Source organism: Xanthomonas sp. CPBF 426 (genome assembly GCF_903989465.1).
Taxonomy (GTDB): domain Bacteria; phylum Pseudomonadota; class Gammaproteobacteria; order Xanthomonadales; family Xanthomonadaceae; genus Xanthomonas; species Xanthomonas euroxanthea.
The window spans coordinates 3,518,638-3,535,941 of record NZ_LR861805.1; the positions used below are offsets into that span (position 1 = coordinate 3,518,638).

The 17,304-nt window shown below is 62.3% G+C and carries 14 protein-coding genes; 6 read left to right on the forward strand and 8 right to left on the reverse strand.

Annotated features, from left to right (window positions below):
* Window positions 1–45 precede the first annotated feature (45 nt).
* Window positions 46–921, reverse strand: coding sequence for a succinate--CoA ligase subunit alpha (sucD, locus tag H7A87_RS14960; protein WP_047124757.1), 876 nt, complete (start codon window positions 919–921; stop codon window positions 46–48).
* A gap of 24 nt (window positions 922–945) precedes the next feature.
* Window positions 946–2,115, reverse strand: a complete 1,170-nt coding sequence (gene sucC / locus H7A87_RS14965; RefSeq protein WP_016901264.1) for an ADP-forming succinate--CoA ligase subunit beta — start codon at window positions 2,113–2,115, stop codon at window positions 946–948.
* Window positions 2,116–2,337: 222 nt separating this feature from the next.
* On the opposite strand from sucC, the gene H7A87_RS14970 reads away from it, so the two are divergent.
* Together H7A87_RS14970 and H7A87_RS14975 are read left to right on the forward strand one after the other, a co-directional pair.
* Complete coding sequence (locus tag H7A87_RS14970; RefSeq protein WP_104544483.1) at window positions 2,338–3,951, forward strand: HAMP domain-containing sensor histidine kinase; 1,614 nt, start codon at window positions 2,338–2,340, stop codon at window positions 3,949–3,951.
* A gap of 192 nt (window positions 3,952–4,143) precedes the next feature.
* On the forward strand, window positions 4,144–5,538 hold the full coding sequence (locus tag H7A87_RS14975) for a sigma-54 dependent transcriptional regulator (protein ID WP_180496733.1): 1,395 nt from the start codon (window positions 4,144–4,146) through the stop codon (window positions 5,536–5,538).
* 298 nt (window positions 5,539–5,836) lie between these two features.
* On the opposite strand, the gene pilB is transcribed toward H7A87_RS14975, so the two are convergent.
* The 6 genes from pilB to H7A87_RS15005 all read right to left on the reverse strand — a co-directional run bounded on the left by pilB (window position 5,837) and on the right by H7A87_RS15005 (window position 13,178).
* Window positions 5,837–7,573, reverse strand: a complete 1,737-nt coding sequence (gene pilB / locus H7A87_RS14980; RefSeq protein ID WP_119127591.1) for a type IV-A pilus assembly ATPase PilB — start codon at window positions 7,571–7,573, stop codon at window positions 5,837–5,839.
* Window positions 7,574–7,692: 119 nt separating this feature from the next.
* A complete protein-coding gene (gene galE / locus H7A87_RS14985) occupies window positions 7,693–8,670 on the reverse strand; it encodes a UDP-glucose 4-epimerase GalE (protein ID WP_119127589.1) in 978 nt (325 codons plus the stop codon).
* A gap of 95 nt (window positions 8,671–8,765) precedes the next feature.
* Window positions 8,766–10,310, reverse strand: a complete 1,545-nt coding sequence (locus H7A87_RS14990; RefSeq protein ID WP_119127587.1) for an NAD(P)/FAD-dependent oxidoreductase — start codon at window positions 10,308–10,310, stop codon at window positions 8,766–8,768.
* Between the two features lies 1 nt (window position 10,311).
* On the reverse strand, window positions 10,312–10,773 hold the full coding sequence (locus tag H7A87_RS14995; protein WP_147421061.1) for a GtrA family protein: 462 nt from the start codon (window positions 10,771–10,773) through the stop codon (window positions 10,312–10,314).
* Window positions 10,770–12,677: a hypothetical protein gene (locus H7A87_RS15000; RefSeq protein WP_119127584.1), complete on the reverse strand. Its 1,908-nt coding sequence runs from the start codon at window positions 12,675–12,677 to the stop codon at window positions 10,770–10,772. The genes H7A87_RS14995 and H7A87_RS15000 overlap by 4 nt, the downstream gene beginning before the upstream one ends.
* An 81-nt stretch (window positions 12,678–12,758) precedes the next feature.
* Window positions 12,759–13,178, reverse strand: coding sequence for a pilin (locus H7A87_RS15005; protein WP_119127582.1), 420 nt, complete (start codon window positions 13,176–13,178; stop codon window positions 12,759–12,761).
* Window positions 13,179–13,531: 353 nt separating this feature from the next.
* On the opposite strand from H7A87_RS15005, the gene H7A87_RS15010 reads away from it, so the two are divergent.
* The 4 genes from H7A87_RS15010 (at window position 13,532) to H7A87_RS15025 (ending at window position 17,218) form a co-directional block, all read left to right on the forward strand.
* The gene (locus tag H7A87_RS15010; RefSeq protein WP_119127987.1) at window positions 13,532–14,791 is read left to right on the forward strand and encodes a type II secretion system F family protein; all 1,260 of its coding nucleotides are present in this window, start codon (window positions 13,532–13,534) and stop codon (window positions 14,789–14,791) included.
* Between the two features lie 6 nt (window positions 14,792–14,797).
* Window positions 14,798–15,661: an A24 family peptidase gene (locus H7A87_RS15015; protein WP_002812278.1), complete on the forward strand. Its 864-nt coding sequence runs from the start codon at window positions 14,798–14,800 to the stop codon at window positions 15,659–15,661.
* Between the two features lie 13 nt (window positions 15,662–15,674).
* On the forward strand, window positions 15,675–16,298 hold the full coding sequence (gene coaE, locus H7A87_RS15020; RefSeq protein ID WP_119127580.1) for a dephospho-CoA kinase: 624 nt from the start codon (window positions 15,675–15,677) through the stop codon (window positions 16,296–16,298).
* 524 nt (window positions 16,299–16,822) lie between these two features.
* Window positions 16,823–17,218, forward strand: coding sequence for a SymE family type I addiction module toxin (locus H7A87_RS15025; RefSeq protein ID WP_119127579.1), 396 nt, complete (start codon window positions 16,823–16,825; stop codon window positions 17,216–17,218).
* Window positions 17,219–17,304: the final 86 nt, after the last annotated feature.

Here is a 17,304-nt window from a genome sequence, read left to right on the forward strand (position 1 = left end):
GAAGGCGGCCTCTCTGACGCTCACACGCTTGCGCGCGCGGCGTGCTTACTTCACCAGCGCAGCAATCGCCGCACCCAGATCGCCCGGCGAACGGACGGTCTTGACGCCAGCGGCTTCCATCGCCGCGAACTTGCCTTCGGCAGTGCCCTTGCCGCCCGATGCGATCGCACCGGCGTGGCCCATGCGCTTGCCGGCCGGAGCCGAGGCACCGGCGATGAAGCCGACGACCGGCTTCTTCACGAACTGCTTGATGTACTCGGCGCCAGCTTCCTCGGCGTCGCCACCGATTTCGCCGACCATGATGATGCCTTCGGTCTGCGGGTCTTCGTTGAACAGCTTGAGGCAGTCGACGAAGTTCAGGCCGTTGATCGGATCACCACCGATACCGATACAGGTGCTCTGGCCCAGGCCCACTTCGGTGGTCTGCTTGACCGCTTCATAGGTCAGCGTGCCCGAACGCGACACGATGCCGATCTTGCCGGGCTTGTGGATGTGGCCCGGCATGATGCCGATCTTGCACTCGCCCGGGGTGATCACGCCGGGGCAGTTCGGCCCGATCAGCACGGTGTCCGGATGCGAGCGGGTCAGCACGTTCTTGACGCGCAGCATGTCCAGCACCGGGATGCCTTCGGTGATGCAGACGATGACCTTGATGCCGGCCGCAGCCGCTTCCAGGATCGCATCGGCCGCGTACGGCGGCGGCACGTAGATCACCGACGCGTCTGCGCCGGTGGCCTTGACGGCGTCGGCCACGGTGTTGAACACCGGCAGGTCGATATGCGTGGTGCCGCCCTTGCCCGGCGTCACGCCGCCGACGACCTGGGTGCCGTACTCGATCATCTGAGTGGCGTGGAAGGTGCCCTGCTGGCCGGTGAAGCCCTGCACGATCACCTTGGTGTTCTTGTTAATCAAAACGGACATGGATAGTTCCTTCGGTGTCGTGAATCAGGCGGCGTTCTTGACAGCTTCGACGACCTTCTTGGCACCGTCGTTGATGTTGTCGGCCGGGATGATGGCCATGCCGCTGTCGCGCAGCAGCTGCTTGCCTTCTTCCACGTTGGTGCCTTCCAGGCGCACCACGACCGGAACCTTGACGCCCACTTCCTTGACCGCCGCGATGATGCCCTCGGCAATCATGTCGCAGCGGACGATGCCGCCGAAGATGTTGACGAAGATGCCTTCGACCTTGTCCGAGGACAGGATCAGCTTGAATGCCTCGATGACGCGCTGCTTGTTGGCACCGCCGCCCACGTCCAGGAAGTTCGCCGGCTCGCCGCCGTTGAGCTTGATCACGTCCATGGTGGCCATGGCCAGGCCGGCGCCGTTGACCATGCAACCGATGTTGCCGTCCATGGTGACGTAGTTGATGTCCAGCTCCGACGCAGTCACTTCGGTCTCGTCTTCCTGCGTCTTGTCGCGCATGGCGACCAGCTGCTTCTGACGGAACGCGGCGTTGTCGTCGCTGTCGAACTTGCCGTCCAGCGCGTACAGGTTGCCATCGTCCAGGATGGCCAGCGGGTTGATTTCAACCAGCGCCAGGTCCTTTTCGTTGAACAGGCGATACAGGTTCACCATGATGCTGGCGAACTGGCCGGCCTGCTTGGCGGTCAGGCCGAGCTTGAAGCCGAAATCGCGGCCGTGGTAGCCCTGCACGCCTTCGACAAAATCGACGTTGAGCGAGTGGATCAGCTCCGGCGTCTCGGCGGCGACCTGCTCGATCTCCACGCCACCCTCGCTGGAGGCGATGTAGGTGATGGTCTTGGTGCCGCGGTCGACCAGGATCGACAGGTACAGCTCCTTGACGATCTCGCCGGCGGTGGTCACCAGCACCAAGTTGATCGGCAGCTCGACGCCGGCGGTCTGGTAGGTGGACATCTTGGTGCCGAGCATCTTGGCCGCTGCGGCCTTCACGTCGTCGGTGGTCTTGCAGAACTTGACGCCGCCAGCCTTACCGCGACCGCCCGCGTGGATCTGCGCCTTCACCATCCAGGGGCCCTTGCCCAGGGAATTGGCGACTTCAACCGCTTCGTCCGGGGTCGCCGCGACCTTGCCGGCCGGAACGGGGATGCCGTACTCGGCAAGCAGCTGTTTTGACTGGTATTCGTGGAAATTCATGCGTCACCGTGGGAAAAGGAAACGACCGCTGCGTGCAACGCAGACCGCCAGGGCGGCACGTCAAGAGACGCGAACGGGCCGCCTATTGTGGCCGACCACGCCGTGCGGCGCAAAAGTCGGCCCGAGTGCCCCGCCGCTTGCGTCCAGCCCGGCACTGTGCGCAAGCGCTGCGTGGGCCGCGCACCTGCCTATACTCGCCGCTTGCGCCCGCGGGGAATCGGTTTGCCATCCAGCCCATCGCTTATCGACCGGATCCAGTCCGCGCCACAGCGCGAGCTGTACTTCTTTTCGCTGTACCGGGTGCTGGTGGCCGGGCTGATCGCCGCACTGGTGTTCAGCCCCCTGTCCGACGCGATCCCCGAGCCCCGCTACCCGCGCCTGGCGGCCGGTGTGGCGATCGGCTACCTGGCGATGGCCATCCCGCTGCTGTTCCGGGGACGCAACGAGCGCCGCCTGACCGCCACCGTGCTGTGCGCGGTGATCGCCGACATCCTCGCCGCGACCCTTGCCACGCATGCGCTGCCCGGCGCCAGCGCCGGCATCGCGATGATGCTGCTGTTCAATGTCGCCGCCGCCTCGATCCTGCTGCGCCTGCGCTATGGCATGAGCATTGCCGTGCTCGCCAGCGCCGCCACCGTGTTGGAATACCTGTGGACCGTGCTGGAAGGCGGCGGCGCCACCCGCCCGATCGCCGAACTGGCGATGTTCGCCACCAGCTATGTCGCAGTCGCCTTCATCTGCGAACAGATCGCCTCGCGGGCGCGCCGCAATCAGGTGCTGGCCGAGGAGCGCGGTGCGCAGGTCGCCAATCTCTACGAAATCAACGAGCTGATCATCCGCCGCATGCGCACCGGCGTGCTGGTGGTCGATACGCACAACCGCATCACCCTGGCCAACGAGGCGGCGCTGGCGCTGCTCGGCGATGGCGACCAGCGCAACGCCCCGGTCGACCTGTCGCTGGCCGCGCTCACCCCGGAGCTGGCGCGCCGCCTGCAGCGCTGGCGCAGCGGCTGGCGCCAGGAAGAAGCCCCGCTGCAACTGGGCGCCGACCGCCCGGAAGTCCAGCCGCGCTTTGTGCGCCTGCTCGCCGACAGCGACCTGGTGCTGGTGTTCCTGGACGATGCCAGCGTGGTGTCGCGGCGCGCCGAATCGCTCACCCTGTCGGCGATGGGGCGCTTTTCGGCCAGCCTGGCGCACGAGATCCGCAACCCGCTGGCGGCGATCAGCTACGCCTCGCAATTGCTGGAAGAATCCCCGGACATCGGCGATGCCGACCGCCGCCTGCTGCAGATCATCCACCAGCAATGCCAGCGCACCAACGGCATCGTCGAAAGCGTGCTTGCGCTGGCCCGCCGCGAACGCGCCAACCCCGACAACCTGGACTTGGCCGCGTTCGTGCGCCGCTTCGTGATCGAGTACCGGCAGACTCTGTCGATGGAAACCGACATCCTGGAAGCGAGCATTCAAGGCGCGTCCGTGCATGCCCTGGTCGACCCCAAGCATTTGCACCAGATCCTGACCGCGCTGGTCCACAACGCACTCAAGTACGGCCGGGTGATGGACGAGCCGGCGCGGGTGAAGCTGCGCGTCGAACGCCTGGAGCGCATGGCGGTGATCGACGTCATCGACCGCGGCCCGGGCATCCCGGAGACGGTGGCCGCACAGCTGTTCCGCCCGTTCTACACCACCTCCGAGCACGGTACCGGGCTCGGCCTGTACATCGCCCAGGAGCTGTGCCGCGCCAACCAGGCGCAACTGGACTATGTGTCGGTGCCGGGTGGCGGCGCCTGTTTCCGGATCCTGTTGCAGGGGCCCAACAGCCTGCTCGGGAAATGAGCGGGATCGTTGCGTCACGCCTGCAGCAAGCCCATGGCGCATCTGCCTGCAACGGCGCTGCATTCGTGTATCTGCGGCCAGCCGCTACGCTTCGTGCGTCCCGCCGCGCCCGTTGTTTGATCATGTGAATCGTTAGGCCCGCACTCGGCCGGCAATTGTCGACTGTCATCGCCCTGGGCTATCGTGCGCCACATGAACGAACCGAAAAGTGCCCTGGTTGTCGATGACGAGCGTGACATTCGCGAACTGCTTGTTCTCACCCTGGGCCGGATGGGCCTGCGCATCAGCACCGCCGCCAACCTGGCCGAAGCGCGCGAGCTGCTGGCCAACAATCCCTACGACCTGTGCCTGACCGACATGCGGTTGCCCGACGGCAACGGCATCGAACTGGTCACCGAAATCGCCAAGCACTATCCGCAGACCCCGGTGGCGATGATCACCGCGTTCGGAAGCATGGACCTGGCGGTGGAGGCCTTGAAGGCCGGCGCCTTCGACTTCGTCAGCAAGCCGGTGGACATCAGCGTGCTGCGTGGCCTGGTCAAGCACGCACTGGAATTGAACAACCGCGACCGCCCCGCTCCGCCGGCGCCGCCGCCGGAACAGGCCAGCCGCCTGCTCGGCGATTCCAGCGCGATGGAAAGCTTGCGCGCCACCATCGGCAAGGTGGCGCGTAGCCAGGCGCCGGTCTACATCGTCGGCGAATCGGGCGTGGGCAAGGAGCTGGTCGCCCGCACCATCCACGAACAGGGCGCCCGCGCGGCCGGTCCGTTCGTGCCGGTCAACTGCGGCGCCATCCCCGCCGAACTGATGGAAAGCGAGTTCTTCGGCCACAAGAAGGGCAGCTTCACCGGCGCGCATGCCGACAAGCCCGGCCTGTTCCAGGCCGCGCATGGCGGCACGCTGTTCCTGGACGAAGTAGCCGAGCTGCCGCTGCAGATGCAGGTCAAGCTGCTGCGTGCAATCCAGGAAAAATCGGTGCGCCCGGTCGGTGCCTCCAGCGAGTCGCTGGTGGACGTGCGCATCCTCTCGGCCACGCACAAGAACCTGGGCGACCTGGTCTCCGACGGCCGTTTCCGCCACGACCTGTACTACCGCATCAACGTGATCGAACTGCGCGTGCCGCCGCTGCGCGAACGCGGCGGCGACCTGCCGCAGCTGGCCGCGGCGATCATCGCGCGCCTGGCGCACAGCCATGGCCGCCCGATACCGCTACTGACCCAGTCCGCGCTCGATGCGCTGGACCGGTACGGCTTCCCGGGCAACGTGCGCGAGCTGGAAAACATCCTCGAACGCGCCCTGGCCCTGGCCGAAGACGACCAGATCAGCGCCACCGACCTGCGCCTGCCCGCCCACGGCGGCCATCGCCTGGCCGCCACCCCCGGCAGCGCCGCGGTAGAACCGCGCGAAGCCGTGGTCGACATCGACCCCGCCTCGGCCGCCCTGCCCTCCTACATCGAGCAACTGGAACGCGCCGCGATCCAGAAGGCGCTGGAAGAAAACCGCTGGAACAAGACCAAGACCGCCGCGCAGCTGGGCATCACGTTTCGGGCGTTGCGCTACAAGTTGAAGAAGTTGGGGATGGAGTAGAGAAGCCGGGATTGGGGAATCGGGATTGGGGAATCGTAAAAGCGAGTTCGCTGCGTTCGCTCGTCCTGAATGCTCCGTTCTGACCTCTATGTCTTCTTGAGCATTGAAGACGGCATTCATGGCTTGATGCTGTTCTCACAATAAAAAACGGCGCTCCTCTTACGAGGAAGCGCCGTTTTTTTGGCCTTCGCAACTTTGCCCAGTCTCAAAACCGTCGAGCAAAAGCTTGGGGGGGAAAAGGATTACCGCTGTAACCAGCTTCTCCGATTCCCCAATCCCGATTCCCGATTCCCGACCCTCAGTCCTTGGTTACCCGATTGATCTCGGCCAGGCTGGTCACCCCGTGCGCGGCCTTGACCAGCGCAGACTGGCGCAGGTCGCGGATGCCGATCTTCTGCGCGGCCTCGGCGATCTGCATCGCGTTGCCGCCTTCCAGCACGATCGCGCCAATCTCGTCGGTCATCGGCATCACCTGGTAGATACCGGTACGGCCCTTGTAGCCTTCGGTGCACTCGTCGCAACCGACTGCCTCGTACAGCTCGATACCGGCAGCGAGCTGCTCTGCAGTGAACCCCTCCGCCAGCAATGCATGCTCGGGCAGGCTCGATCTGCGCTTGCAGTTGTTGCACAACCGTCGCGCCAGACGCTGCGCAATCACCAACGTCACCGATGAGGTGATGTTGTACGGCGCAATACCCATGTTCATCAAACGCGCGATGGTCTGCGGCGCATCGTTGGTGTGCAGCGTGGACAGCACCATGTGACCGGTCTGCGCGGCCTTGATCGCAATCTCGGCCGTTTCCAGGTCGCGGATTTCGCCGACCATGATGATGTCAGGGTCCTGGCGCAGGAACGAGCGCAACGCCGCCGCAAACGTCATGCCGCGCTTGTTGTTCTGCTGCACCTGGTTGACGCCAGGCAGGCGGATTTCGACCGGGTCCTCGGCAGTGGAGATGTTGCGCGTCTCGTCGTTGAGGATGCCCAGCGCCGTGTACAGCGACACCGTCTTGCCCGAACCGGTCGGCCCGGTCACCAGCACCATGCCGTAGGGCTTGTGGATCGCCTCCAGGAACAGCTTCTGCTGGTCCGCCTCGTAGCCCAGCTTCTCGATACCCAGCTTGGCCGCGCTGCCGTCCAGGATACGCAGCACCACCTTCTCGCCGAACAGGGTCGGCAAGGTGCTGACACGGAAGTCGATCTGCTTGGTCTTGGACAGGTTGAGCTTGATGCGCCCGTCCTGCGGCACCCGCTTTTCGGCGATATCCAGCTGCGACATCACCTTCAGGCGCGCCGCGATGCGCTGGCTCAGCTTCACCGGCGCCTTGGCCACATTCTTCAGCAGGCCGTCGATGCGCAAGCGCACCCGATAGTCGTCTTCATAGGGCTCGAAATGGATGTCGGAGGCTCCCCGCCGGATCGCATCCACCAGCACCTTGTTGACGAATTTCACCACCGGCGTGTCGTCGCCCTTGGCATCGACCCCGGCATCCCCGCCGGCGCCCATGTCCTCGTCCCCGGCCGACACGTCCAAATCCCCCATGTCGTCATCGTCGTCACCGAGCGATGAGCCAAGCGACGCATTGCTGGCCTGCCACTGCTCCAAGGTGCGACGAATCTGGTCCTCGTCGACCAGGATAGGCTCGACCACCAGATTGGTATGGAACTTGATGTCGTCCAACGGACGTGTCTGAGTCGGGTCACTCACCCCAACGAACAACCGGTTACCGCGCCTGAACAATGGCAGCACCTGGTACTTCTGAAGCAATTCCTCGCTGACCAGCTTGACGGCGCTCTGGCTGGCGTCGAATACCGACACGTCCATCAATGGCATGCCGAACTCGACTGCGTTAGCGGCAGCCAGTTGCGCAGCACCGACGACCTTGTTCTGAGTAAGCCAGATTGGCAGTGGCTGCCTGGCTGCAGCCGCTTTTGCCATGGCATCGCGGGCTGCAGCTTCATCCAGCGCGCCGTCCTGGACTAGGCGACGGGCAAGGCCGGTAATGCCGACGAGGTTAGCTGTGTTAACGGCGTTCATGCGGTTCCCCTATTGAGCCCGACGTATCGCCCAAGGCGGCCGCCGTGTTGTAATTTCGATTCGACATACTAACTGCGCAACTCAAGTGAACGCATGCTTTGGTAAACCGTTCACTGCTTTCAAAACGGCTGCGTCCGGTGCCAGCGCCAGGCACTATCAATGATCGCGGACATATCTTGCCAGCTCCGCTCCCAACCCAGCACTTGCCGTGCCTTGGTACTGGAGGCCACCAAACGTGCCGGGTCTCCCGGACGCCTCCCAACCAGTTTGAAAGGCACGGACCGACCGACCACCTGTTCCGCAGCAGCGACGACGTCCATGACCGAATAACCCTGTTCACTGCCTAGGTTGAAGTCGTGTGCCCCTGGACTGCATTCCAGTAAAGAAACAGCCAGCGCGTGAGCTTTTGCGAGATCCTGCACGTGGACATAATCGCGGATGCAGGTGCCGTCGGCCGTGGGATAGTCTGCGCCATACACTTTTAGCGGGGGCGCTTGCCCGGCCGCCGCCCTCAGCGCATTCGGAATCAGGTGGGTTTCGCACGCATGCGCCTCGCCAATGCCATGTTCCGCAAGGGCACCAGCAGCATTGAAGTAGCGAAGTACTACCGAAGACAAGCCATAGGCCGCCCACGCATCTACCAGGATACGTTCGACCATCAGCTTGCTGGCACCATAAGGGGTGATCGGGTGCATTGGTTGGTGCTCATCGATCAGCGCCACCGGCGACTGCCCGAACACCGCCGCAGTGGAAGAGAACACCAATTTTTCCACGCCTCGGCGGCGCATCTGCGCCAACAGGTTTAGCGTGCCAGTCACGTTGTTCTGATAGGTAGGAAACGGATCACCCACCGATGCGGCTACCAGCGAGGTCGCCGCAAAATGCATCACCACGTCATAGCGGCGCTTGTCGAAGGCACGCGCTAGAGACACTTCATCCAGCAAGTCTGCCTGGAAGAACTCACCCCATTTCACTGCTTGGCGGTGGCCGGTGGACAGATTGTCCAGCACCGTCACCGCATGTCCTTGTTCGGCCAGCCACTGCGACATATGGCTGCCGATATACCCCGCCCCTCCACAGACAAGGATGTTCCACATTTAACTGACTCCACGTCCGATCAAACATCACAACACTCCGGCGCTCCCCACCATCCCAGGCACAAAGCGTGGACAAGCTCAGGGCTGGGGCATGCTCAGGCCTTGGCTTCTTCGTGGTACTCATCGTCCACGTTGATCGACCACAGGCGGCTCTTATCCACATTGCCGGTCAGGATCTGCTCGGCCGCTTCTTTGGCCGTCAGCATCGAATGGTCCTGGTTGTTATAGCGATGCATGCCGTTGCGCCCCACCAGAAACAGGTTGGACACCGCGTCCAACGCCGTACGCAATTGGTCGAAGCGTGCATATGATTCGCCGAAGTAACCTGGGTAGGCTTTGGGCACCCGAATCACTACCGCATCCTGCGCAGCAGCGGCGGAAACCAGCCCGATCTGCAGCATCTCGCGCTGCGCCAACTGCTGCAGGTCGGCATCTGGCATCTTCCAGAGATCGTCGGTCTCGCGACAGAAGAACTCTAAGCCCATCCACACCATGGACGCGTCCTTGACCATGTGCGGACTCCAGTTATTGAAAATCTGTACGCGCCCCACGTTAACGCCTGGCTCCTGGATGTATATCCAGTTGTCACCCAACGCACGCGGCAACTCGCTGGCCCGATATAGCAGGCCAACGGTGATGAAGTCGCGGTACTGCAGGTTGTCCGCGATGGCTATAATGTCCTCGCCCCAGCTCTGCCGCGAGGCAGCCACCAAGTCACGCATAGGCATCGTCGACACCACGTGGCTGCAATCCAATTTGAAGGCCTCACCCGCCTCGTTTTGCACTGTCACGTTGCGCACTTGCCCAGCATCCACGGCAAGGCCCACAGCCTCGTGCTTCATCAGCAGGGTGCCACCTCGCGCTTTGAACAACTGCGCAGCGGTCTCCCACATTTCACCGGGTCCATGCTTGGGGTATAAAAAATTTTCGATCAGCGAAGTCTGCGCCACCTTTCCATTCAGGCCCAACATGCCTCTCAGTGCATGCAACACCGCCTTGGTGACCGACAAGCTCTTGATGCGCTGCGCGCCCCATTCGGCGCTGATATGATTGCAAGGCACACCCCATACCTTCTCGGTGTATTCCTTGAAAAACTGGCCGTATAGGCGCTGGCCGAAGCGGTTGACCAGGAAATCCTCCAAACTCACCTCAGGCTCGATTTTGCTGACCTGCGCACGCAAGTAGCTGAAGCCAAACAACACGGACTTGCCTACGCCCAGCTTGCGGAAGCTGTCCACGTTCAACTTCAACGGATACGAAAAGAGCCGTCGGTTGAAGTAGATTCGTGACAGGCGGTTGCGTACCAGCATGGCAGTCGGCTTGGCCCCATCGGCCACGGCGGCACCGTCCGGCAGGCCATCGCGCGCCTGGCCCTGGTAACGTAGATTCAAAGGAACATCACCCGAGTGTTCGATGGGCATCAGATTGGCCCACCACTGCATCACCCAGTCCGATTTAGAGAAGAAACGGTGCCCGCCGATGTCGATGCGGTTGCCGTTGTGGTTGACCGTTCGTGAAATTCCGCCGACACAGTCATCGGCCTCCAGCACCGTCACCTGCACGCCAGGCTGTCCCACCAGTTCCAGCGCTGCCGTCAGCCCTGCGGGCCCGGCGCCGATGATCACTACATGCTTACTCATGCTACTTCCCTTCCCCAATGGACCGGCCACGCGCGCGCGGCCGGAACAGAATCAATTTCCGCAGTACAAAGTTGGAGGTGAATGAAAAACCCACCGCAATCAACCTGGCAATGCTCCCCGGCATACCAAGCCATTCAATGCTCAGCCACATTATCCCCTGAACCACAAGCAAGCCGGAACAACCGATAAGCACAAAAGCTGCCAGTTCTGCTGAGCGCGAATGGAGGCTGCGCGTAGCGAACACCCAACGCACGCTGATTACGTAGGCCACCACGCTACCTACCAGGAAGCCAGCGGTGGCAGCACCGTACCAGCCCCACCCCCATCTGGCGAACAGGCCAAAAGTACCCAGATCAACCAGCAACGCCACGGCCGAAGCCAGCAGATAGCCTCCGCCTTCTGAGGCCCAGTCGCGCCGGGCCGTGGAGGGTGCGGCGACTTCCACTGCAGATGGTTCGTTCATGCTTGTGCGCCCCTCGCCGGCGGCGGCACCCAGTCTGAGCACTTGTACAGGTACTCGGTAGTAATCGTTTCTCCTGTCCCCGGGTGACGCACCTGCCACCTGCTGCGCACATGCTTTTCCTGGTCGAACGGCAACACGAAGTAATCAGGCGGCACCAGGTCACCATGGTGCGTGCACATTTGCTCCAGACCCACCTCGCTGATCCTGCAAGGTTCGGCGTCCACCTGCACGTTCGCCATCACCTCGCAGATTGCAGCCTGCAGCGTCACCGGTTCTACTTGGGCGCTCAACTGTCTACCCAGCAGTGCCGTCTGCCGGTTGAACATCTGCCCGGACAGCTGCTGTGGGCTGTAGTAATTGGCACGCCGCAATACCAGCCAAGCCGCACGCGGGGAGGCATCGTTGGCGACCCAGAACACGCTGGCATTACGCGGGATGTTTTCACTGAACACCGTTGTGCCATAAGCGGACTCCTGGACCCGGGTCCACGGGCTGCGCGAATCCCACACGCTCAACGCACCTACCAAGGCAGCTAATGAGAGCACACCGATCAGCGCCTGCCCCTTCGGCCCGCTGCTGCGGTAACCCCAGACGGCCAACGCGACCAACCCGCCGCAGATCAGCGGGTAGGCGAAGATCATCACGTCCTGGCGGACCACTTCCGGATTGCGCCCGGTCATTTCGTACACCGTCCACATCTGCAACTGGTAGCGCGCTGTGGCCACGACCATCGCCACACTCAATCCTGCCAGCAGTAGGCGGCAAATAGGAGGGCTCACCCGATCAGCCACATGCGGCCAGACCATATGCAGCGGGATCAGTCCCAGCACCGCCCATGGCAGCGTGCTGCGTGGCACGCTGGCACCGATTACGGCAATGGTGACCACCAGCAAAGGAGCAATCCAGAGGCGTCCACCCCGCTGCCACTGATCCCAGACCAGGAACGGGATAGACGCCGCCGCCAACCAATGCACGATCCACAGCACGCGCCATAGCTGGAGGCCGATGGGCAGGATCAACCTCAACACATCAGCCAGCAGGAAGCTCAGGCCCAAGCCGAGTACGGTGGCGAGCAGTACTGCCTTGGCCAGCCTGCCCAATATCGTGTTAGGGCCGCTCCACTGGGCCAGCAGGCTCAGCAAATAGACATCCGCCAGCACGATGCACCAGTCGCGCGGCGTCCAGGCGCCCAGAAACACCTGGTCGCCCACATCATCGATCATGCTGCGCCATTGCGTGTCCATCACCAGCAACACGCCAGCCAGGGGCCCGACCTTCAATGCTGCCAGGACCAGCACAGGCACTACCAGCAGCAATGACCACAGCCAGCGGCGGTCGCCCAAAACGAGCCAACACCAAGCGACCAGCACAGCAACGATGGCCGGCAGGGGATGCAGCAACCCCGCAACAGCGAACAAGGCAACTGCCCAAGCCATCCGATTGCGCACCAACGCCGCAATGGCCAGCAGGCATAGGGCTTCGGCAACAGGCCGCGCGGTCAGGAAAGGCTCCGCATACGAAAACATGCTGAATGCACCATAGCCGGTGGGCATGACGATCAACGCCAACAGTGCGGGCCAGCGCCAGCGCACCGGGAACAACACATGGACACACCAGGCGCTGGCAGCGTAGAAGAGCAAGCGACTGACAAAGGTCAGCGCCAGGAAGACCTCGCCCGGCTCTAGATGGGCCAACAGCAGCGCCAGCAGCTGTGGAAATAGGGTGAAGCTGGCTTGGCTACCCGCGACAAAGAATAGGTCACGGTTGAAGATATCCGGCTCTATCAGGCGCAAAGCTTGTGCCAGATAGAGCGTAGCATCGTGGCGGATTCCGGTGTACGGTCTGAGATAGACGATCAAAATCAGTGCAAAGCACCAGGGCGCAATCCTGCGCAACGTCAGCATGTACCGATTCCATATCCAGAAAAAGCGAGCCCCGCAGAAGCGGGGCTCGACTACAAGACTTGGCGTATCACGCCGGCCGAATTACTGGCAGGTAGATGGGCGGTACTTGGCGGCGATGGAGCCGCTGCACACCCAACTGACCTGGCCGTTAGCACCCTTGGTGCCGGTAAGCGTAATCGTGCCAGTGGGAGTGCTACCGCCCAAATCCTTTGCAGTTGCGGTGATCACGCCACTAGCGCCGCTCTGTGCATACGCAACGCCCGATACGTATTTGGAGGACTGCGACTCGATATTAACAGTCGCCGGCATGTTTGCGCCGGTGTCAGAAGCGGCAGCCTCGGAGACAGTGGTGCGAGCCGACGAGGCAGCTAGCACGACTTCCGACACACGCGACTTGACCAGGTAGTCCTGATACGCCGGCAGAGCAATGGCTGCCAGGATGGCAATGATCGCGACTACGATCATCAGTTCGATAAGGGTAAAACCTTGCTGCTTCTTCATGAGTACATCCCCTAGAGGTTTATGAAATTGCCGAAATCTCCGGCCTGGACACTCAGCGCATCCAGGCAGGGCGTGTTGTGCGAATTGATACATGCAGGTTGTATGCCAACCATCAATGACCAGCTCGTTTCGTTCCCCGGACCAGATGATGCCAGGCACTTCCACAGATGGAAGCACACTTTTTTGCAACTGCGACGGAGCAGGCCATGTGACGCGGCAGGTCACATTTCGACCACCAAGCGCCCCCCCATAGGTCAATGAGCGTCCAGTAAATCACAGGATGTCCTCATCAGCCAAACACGCTAACATCAATGCAAAGGCCGGCCTGGGGATGGCTGGATGGGGAGCTCAACATGTCAGTCGCGCGTAGCGCCATCAAGAAGCAACCGGTCGACCGGAACACCAGCATGCTGCAGACCTTTGTTTGGGAAGGGGCTGACAAGCGTGGCGTGAAGATGAAGGGAGAGCAGACAGCCCGCAACGCCAATATGTTGCGAGCAGAGTTGCGCCGTCAGGGCATAGTGCCCAGCATGGTGAAGCAAAAGCCGAAGCCCCTGTTTGGAGCGGCAGGCAAGAAGATTACCGCCAAAGACATCGCGTTCTTCAGCCGCCAGATGGCGACGATGATGAAGTCGGGCGTACCTATCGTCAGTTCTCTGGAGATCATCGGCGAGGGACACAAGAACCCACGCATGAAGAAGATGGTCGGCCAGGTCAGGACAGACATCGAGGGGGGATCCTCGCTCTACGAGTCCATCAGCAAACACCCCGTCCAGTTTGACGAGCTCTACCGCAACCTTGTCCGCGCGGGTGAAGGTGCCGGTGTGCTGGAGACTGTCCTAGATACGGTCGCCACGTACAAAGAAAACATCGAAGCCCTCAAGGGCAAGATCAAAAAGGCAATGTTCTACCCTGCCATGGTGGTTGCCGTGGCAGTCATTGTGAGTGCGATTTTGCTTATTTTCGTGGTCCCTCAGTTCGAAGAGGTATTCAAGAATTTCGGTGCTGAACTACCGGCATTCACTCAGCTCCTCGTCAACGCCTCGCGCTTCATGGTCAGCTATTGGTGGTTGATGTTGTTGGTGACAGTTGGATCTATCGTCGGATTCATCTTCGCTTACAAACGTTCTCCACGGATGCAGCATGGACTCGATCGATTGATCCTCAAGGTCCCCGTGATTGGACAGATCATGCACAACAGTGCAATTGCGCGCTTTGCACGGACGACTGCAGTGACATTCAAGGCAGGCGTTCCTCTGGTGGAGGCACTCGGGATCGTAGCTGGCGCCACTGGCAACAAGGTGTATGAAGAGGCCGTTTTCAGGATGCGGGACGATGTGTCAGTCGGCTACCCGGTCAACATGGCGATGAAACAAGTGAATCTGTTTCCTCACATGGTGGTGCAGATGACCGCGATCGGCGAAGAGGCAGGCGCCCTGGATACCATGCTGTTCAAGGTGGCCGACTACTTCGAGCAGGAAGTCAACAACGCCGTGGACGCGCTCAGCAGCCTGTTGGAGCCGCTGATCATGGTGTTCATCGGCACCATCGTAGGCGGCATGGTCATCGGCATGTATCTTCCGATCTTCAAACTTGGCGCAGTGGTGGGTTAAGACGTAATGGCATTTCTCGACCAGCATCCTGGTCTCGGCTTTCCTGCCGCGGCCGGACTGGGACTGCTGATCGGCAGCTTCCTGAACGTGGTGATCCTGCGCTTGCCCAAGCGTATGGAGTGGCAGTGGCGGCGCGATGCGCGCGAGATCCTGGAGCTGCCGGACATCTACGAGCCGCCGCCGCCGGGGATCGTGGTGGAGCCCTCGCACGACCCGGTCACCGGCGACAAGCTCAAGTGGTGGGAGAACATCCCGCTCTTCAGCTGGCTGATGCTGCGCGGCAAGTCGCGTTACAGCGGCAAGCCGATCTCCCTCCAGTACCCGCTGGTGGAGTTGCTGACCTCGATCCTGTGCGTGGCCAGCGTCTGGCGCTTCGGCTTCGGCTGGCAGGGCTTCGGCGCGATCGTGCTGAGCTGCTTCCTGGTGGCGATGTCCGGCATCGACCTGCGCCACAAGCTGCTGCCGGATCAGCTGACCCTGCCGCTGATGTGGCTGGGCCTGGTCGGCTCGATGGACAACCTCTACATGCCGGCCAAGCCCGCCCTGCTGGGCGCGGCGGTGGGCTATGTCTCGCTGTGGACGGTGTGGTGGCTGTTCAAGCAGCTCACCGGCAAGGAAGGCATGGGCCACGGCGACTTCAAGTTGCTGGCTGCGCTCGGCGCGTGGTGCGGGCTGAAAGGCATCCTGCCGATCATCCTGATCTCCTCGCTGGTCGGCGCCATCCTCGGTTCGATCTGGCTGGTGGCCAAGGGCCGCGACCGCGCCACGCCGATCCCGTTCGGCCCCTACCTGGCCATCGCCGGCTGGGTGGTGTTCTTCTGGGGCAACGATCTGGTAGACGGCTACCTGCACTTCGCAGGCCTGCGTTGACCCGGGCACGGCGATGAGCGACTTCATCGTCGGCCTCACCGGTGGCATCGCCTCCGGCAAGAGTGCCCTGGCCGCCGAGTTCGAGAAGCTGGGTGTGCCGGTCATTGATGCGGATTTCGTTGCGCGCCAGGTCGTGGCGCCTGGCCCCATTCTCGACGCCATTACAGAGCAGTTCGGCCGCGAGATTCTGTTACCGGATGGAACAATGGACCGCCAAGCGCTGCGCAAGATCGTCTTCGCCGATCCGGCCCAACGGAAGGCGCTGGAAGCGATCACCCATCCGGCCATTCGCGCAGAACTGCAGCGCGCCGCGCTGGCAGCCTTGGGCCCTTATACGGTCGTCGCCATCCCCCTGCTGACCGAAGCGGGCGGACGAGCGACCTATGCCTGGCTGGACCGCATTGTTGTCGTCGATGTGCCGGTGTCGCTTCAGCATGCTCGCCTGATGCAACGCGACGGGATTACCGCAACACTTGCCGATCAGATGATTGCCGCGCAGGCATCCCGCGCACAACGCTTGGCGATTGCCGATGACATCGTCAGCAACGAAGGCAACACAGACGAGTTGGCGCAACAAGCGCAACGGCTGGATGCGACCTACAGGGCAATGCCACAAACGCATCGCATCGGGCGCTGACGTCCACGGCCAGGCACCCACGATGCTCCCACGGTCAGCCGGCTGCCATGATCGGCGGCGATTTCATTGGCACACGCTGCATGGCGTTCGTTTCCTCCGCGCACCGCTCCTCCGGCATGCGTGGCATGTCTCCCAGGCAGCTTGACGCAGTCGAAGCCAATCAACGCCCTGACACCGACCGCATTTAGTTGCTGCATTGACATTGCAAACAACCAGTAGCAATCTCCGCCTCAAGGAGCGTAGAAACTCCGTGCATAGCGGTACCCACCTCCGTCAAACCGGTGGGTTTTTTGTGCCTGCCTGCAGGTACAAGCCGACGCGATGCCTGCGTCGGGAGGGCGGCTAATACAACACTCCTTCGGGAGGAATACGCCCGCCGACTATGCACGGTTTCTAACCTCCCGACATCCCGTCGCCGGCCGGCGACGGTGCCTGTTCTTCGAAGGAGGCGTTGTCATGGCAAATGTATCGATCTCGCAGGTTGATGGGCGTCGTCGCTCCGTGATGCTGGCGGAGGTGAGGAGATGAGCCGAACGAATTCTCCAAGCTCCATGCGGTCCAAACCGAACGTCAAGTGCACCGCTTCCGCCAAGCGAGCAGCCACGCCGGTAAAGGACACGCAGCCCATGCGGCTGGTGCCCTCGCCCACGCTCGACGTGGACAACCTCGCCTTTGACCGTCGCCACAGGCCCCGCGTGGACGATCTGCCGCCGCGGCCACCGCGCAAGGCACGCATGCCCACGCGCTGCACGGTAGGCTATGCGTTCTACGATGCGGAGCCGGGCCGGCCACATAGCCAGCGCATCCCGAGCGTACGCCTACGCGGGCTGTGGCTGGAGCAGTTGGGGTTTGCGGTTGGGTGCAAGCTGCAGATCACTGCGCGTGCGGGCGAGTTGGTGGTGACGGTGGTGGAGCGCTGAGGGGTTTTGGGGCTGCGGCTGTTAGCTGGAGGCGCTGCAGTGGGAGGGCGCTATGGGTAAGGCCGTCGCGCCCGGGTGCGCTCCTA

What these genes read in the sequence shown, in the direction of transcription:
- sucD (WP_047124757.1), bottom strand. Translation starts at nt 921, where the DNA reads ATGTCCGTTTTGATTAACAAGAACACCAAGGTGATCGTGCAGGGCTTC.
- sucC (WP_016901264.1), bottom strand. Translation starts at nt 2,115, where the DNA reads ATGAATTTCCACGAATACCAGTCAAAACAGCTGCTTGCCGAGTACGGC.
- H7A87_RS14975 (WP_180496733.1), top strand. Translation starts at nt 4,144, where the DNA reads ATGAACGAACCGAAAAGTGCCCTGGTTGTCGATGACGAGCGTGACATT.
- pilB (WP_119127591.1), bottom strand. Translation starts at nt 7,573, where the DNA reads ATGAACGCCGTTAACACAGCTAACCTCGTCGGCATTACCGGCCTTGCC.
- galE (WP_119127589.1), bottom strand. Translation starts at nt 8,670, where the DNA reads ATGTGGAACATCCTTGTCTGTGGAGGGGCGGGGTATATCGGCAGCCAT.
- H7A87_RS14990 (WP_119127587.1), bottom strand. Translation starts at nt 10,310, where the DNA reads ATGAGTAAGCATGTAGTGATCATCGGCGCCGGGCCCGCAGGGCTGACG.
- H7A87_RS14995 (WP_147421061.1), bottom strand. Translation starts at nt 10,773, where the DNA reads ATGAACGAACCATCTGCAGTGGAAGTCGCCGCACCCTCCACGGCCCGG.
- H7A87_RS15000 (WP_119127584.1), bottom strand. Translation starts at nt 12,677, where the DNA reads ATGCTGACGTTGCGCAGGATTGCGCCCTGGTGCTTTGCACTGATTTTG.
- H7A87_RS15005 (WP_119127582.1), bottom strand. Translation starts at nt 13,178, where the DNA reads ATGAAGAAGCAGCAAGGTTTTACCCTTATCGAACTGATGATCGTAGTC.
- H7A87_RS15010 (WP_119127987.1), top strand. Translation starts at nt 13,532, where the DNA reads ATGTCAGTCGCGCGTAGCGCCATCAAGAAGCAACCGGTCGACCGGAAC.
- H7A87_RS15015 (WP_002812278.1), top strand. Translation starts at nt 14,798, where the DNA reads ATGGCATTTCTCGACCAGCATCCTGGTCTCGGCTTTCCTGCCGCGGCC.
- coaE (WP_119127580.1), top strand. Translation starts at nt 15,675, where the DNA reads ATGAGCGACTTCATCGTCGGCCTCACCGGTGGCATCGCCTCCGGCAAG.
- H7A87_RS15025 (WP_119127579.1), top strand. Translation starts at nt 16,823, where the DNA reads ATGAGCCGAACGAATTCTCCAAGCTCCATGCGGTCCAAACCGAACGTC.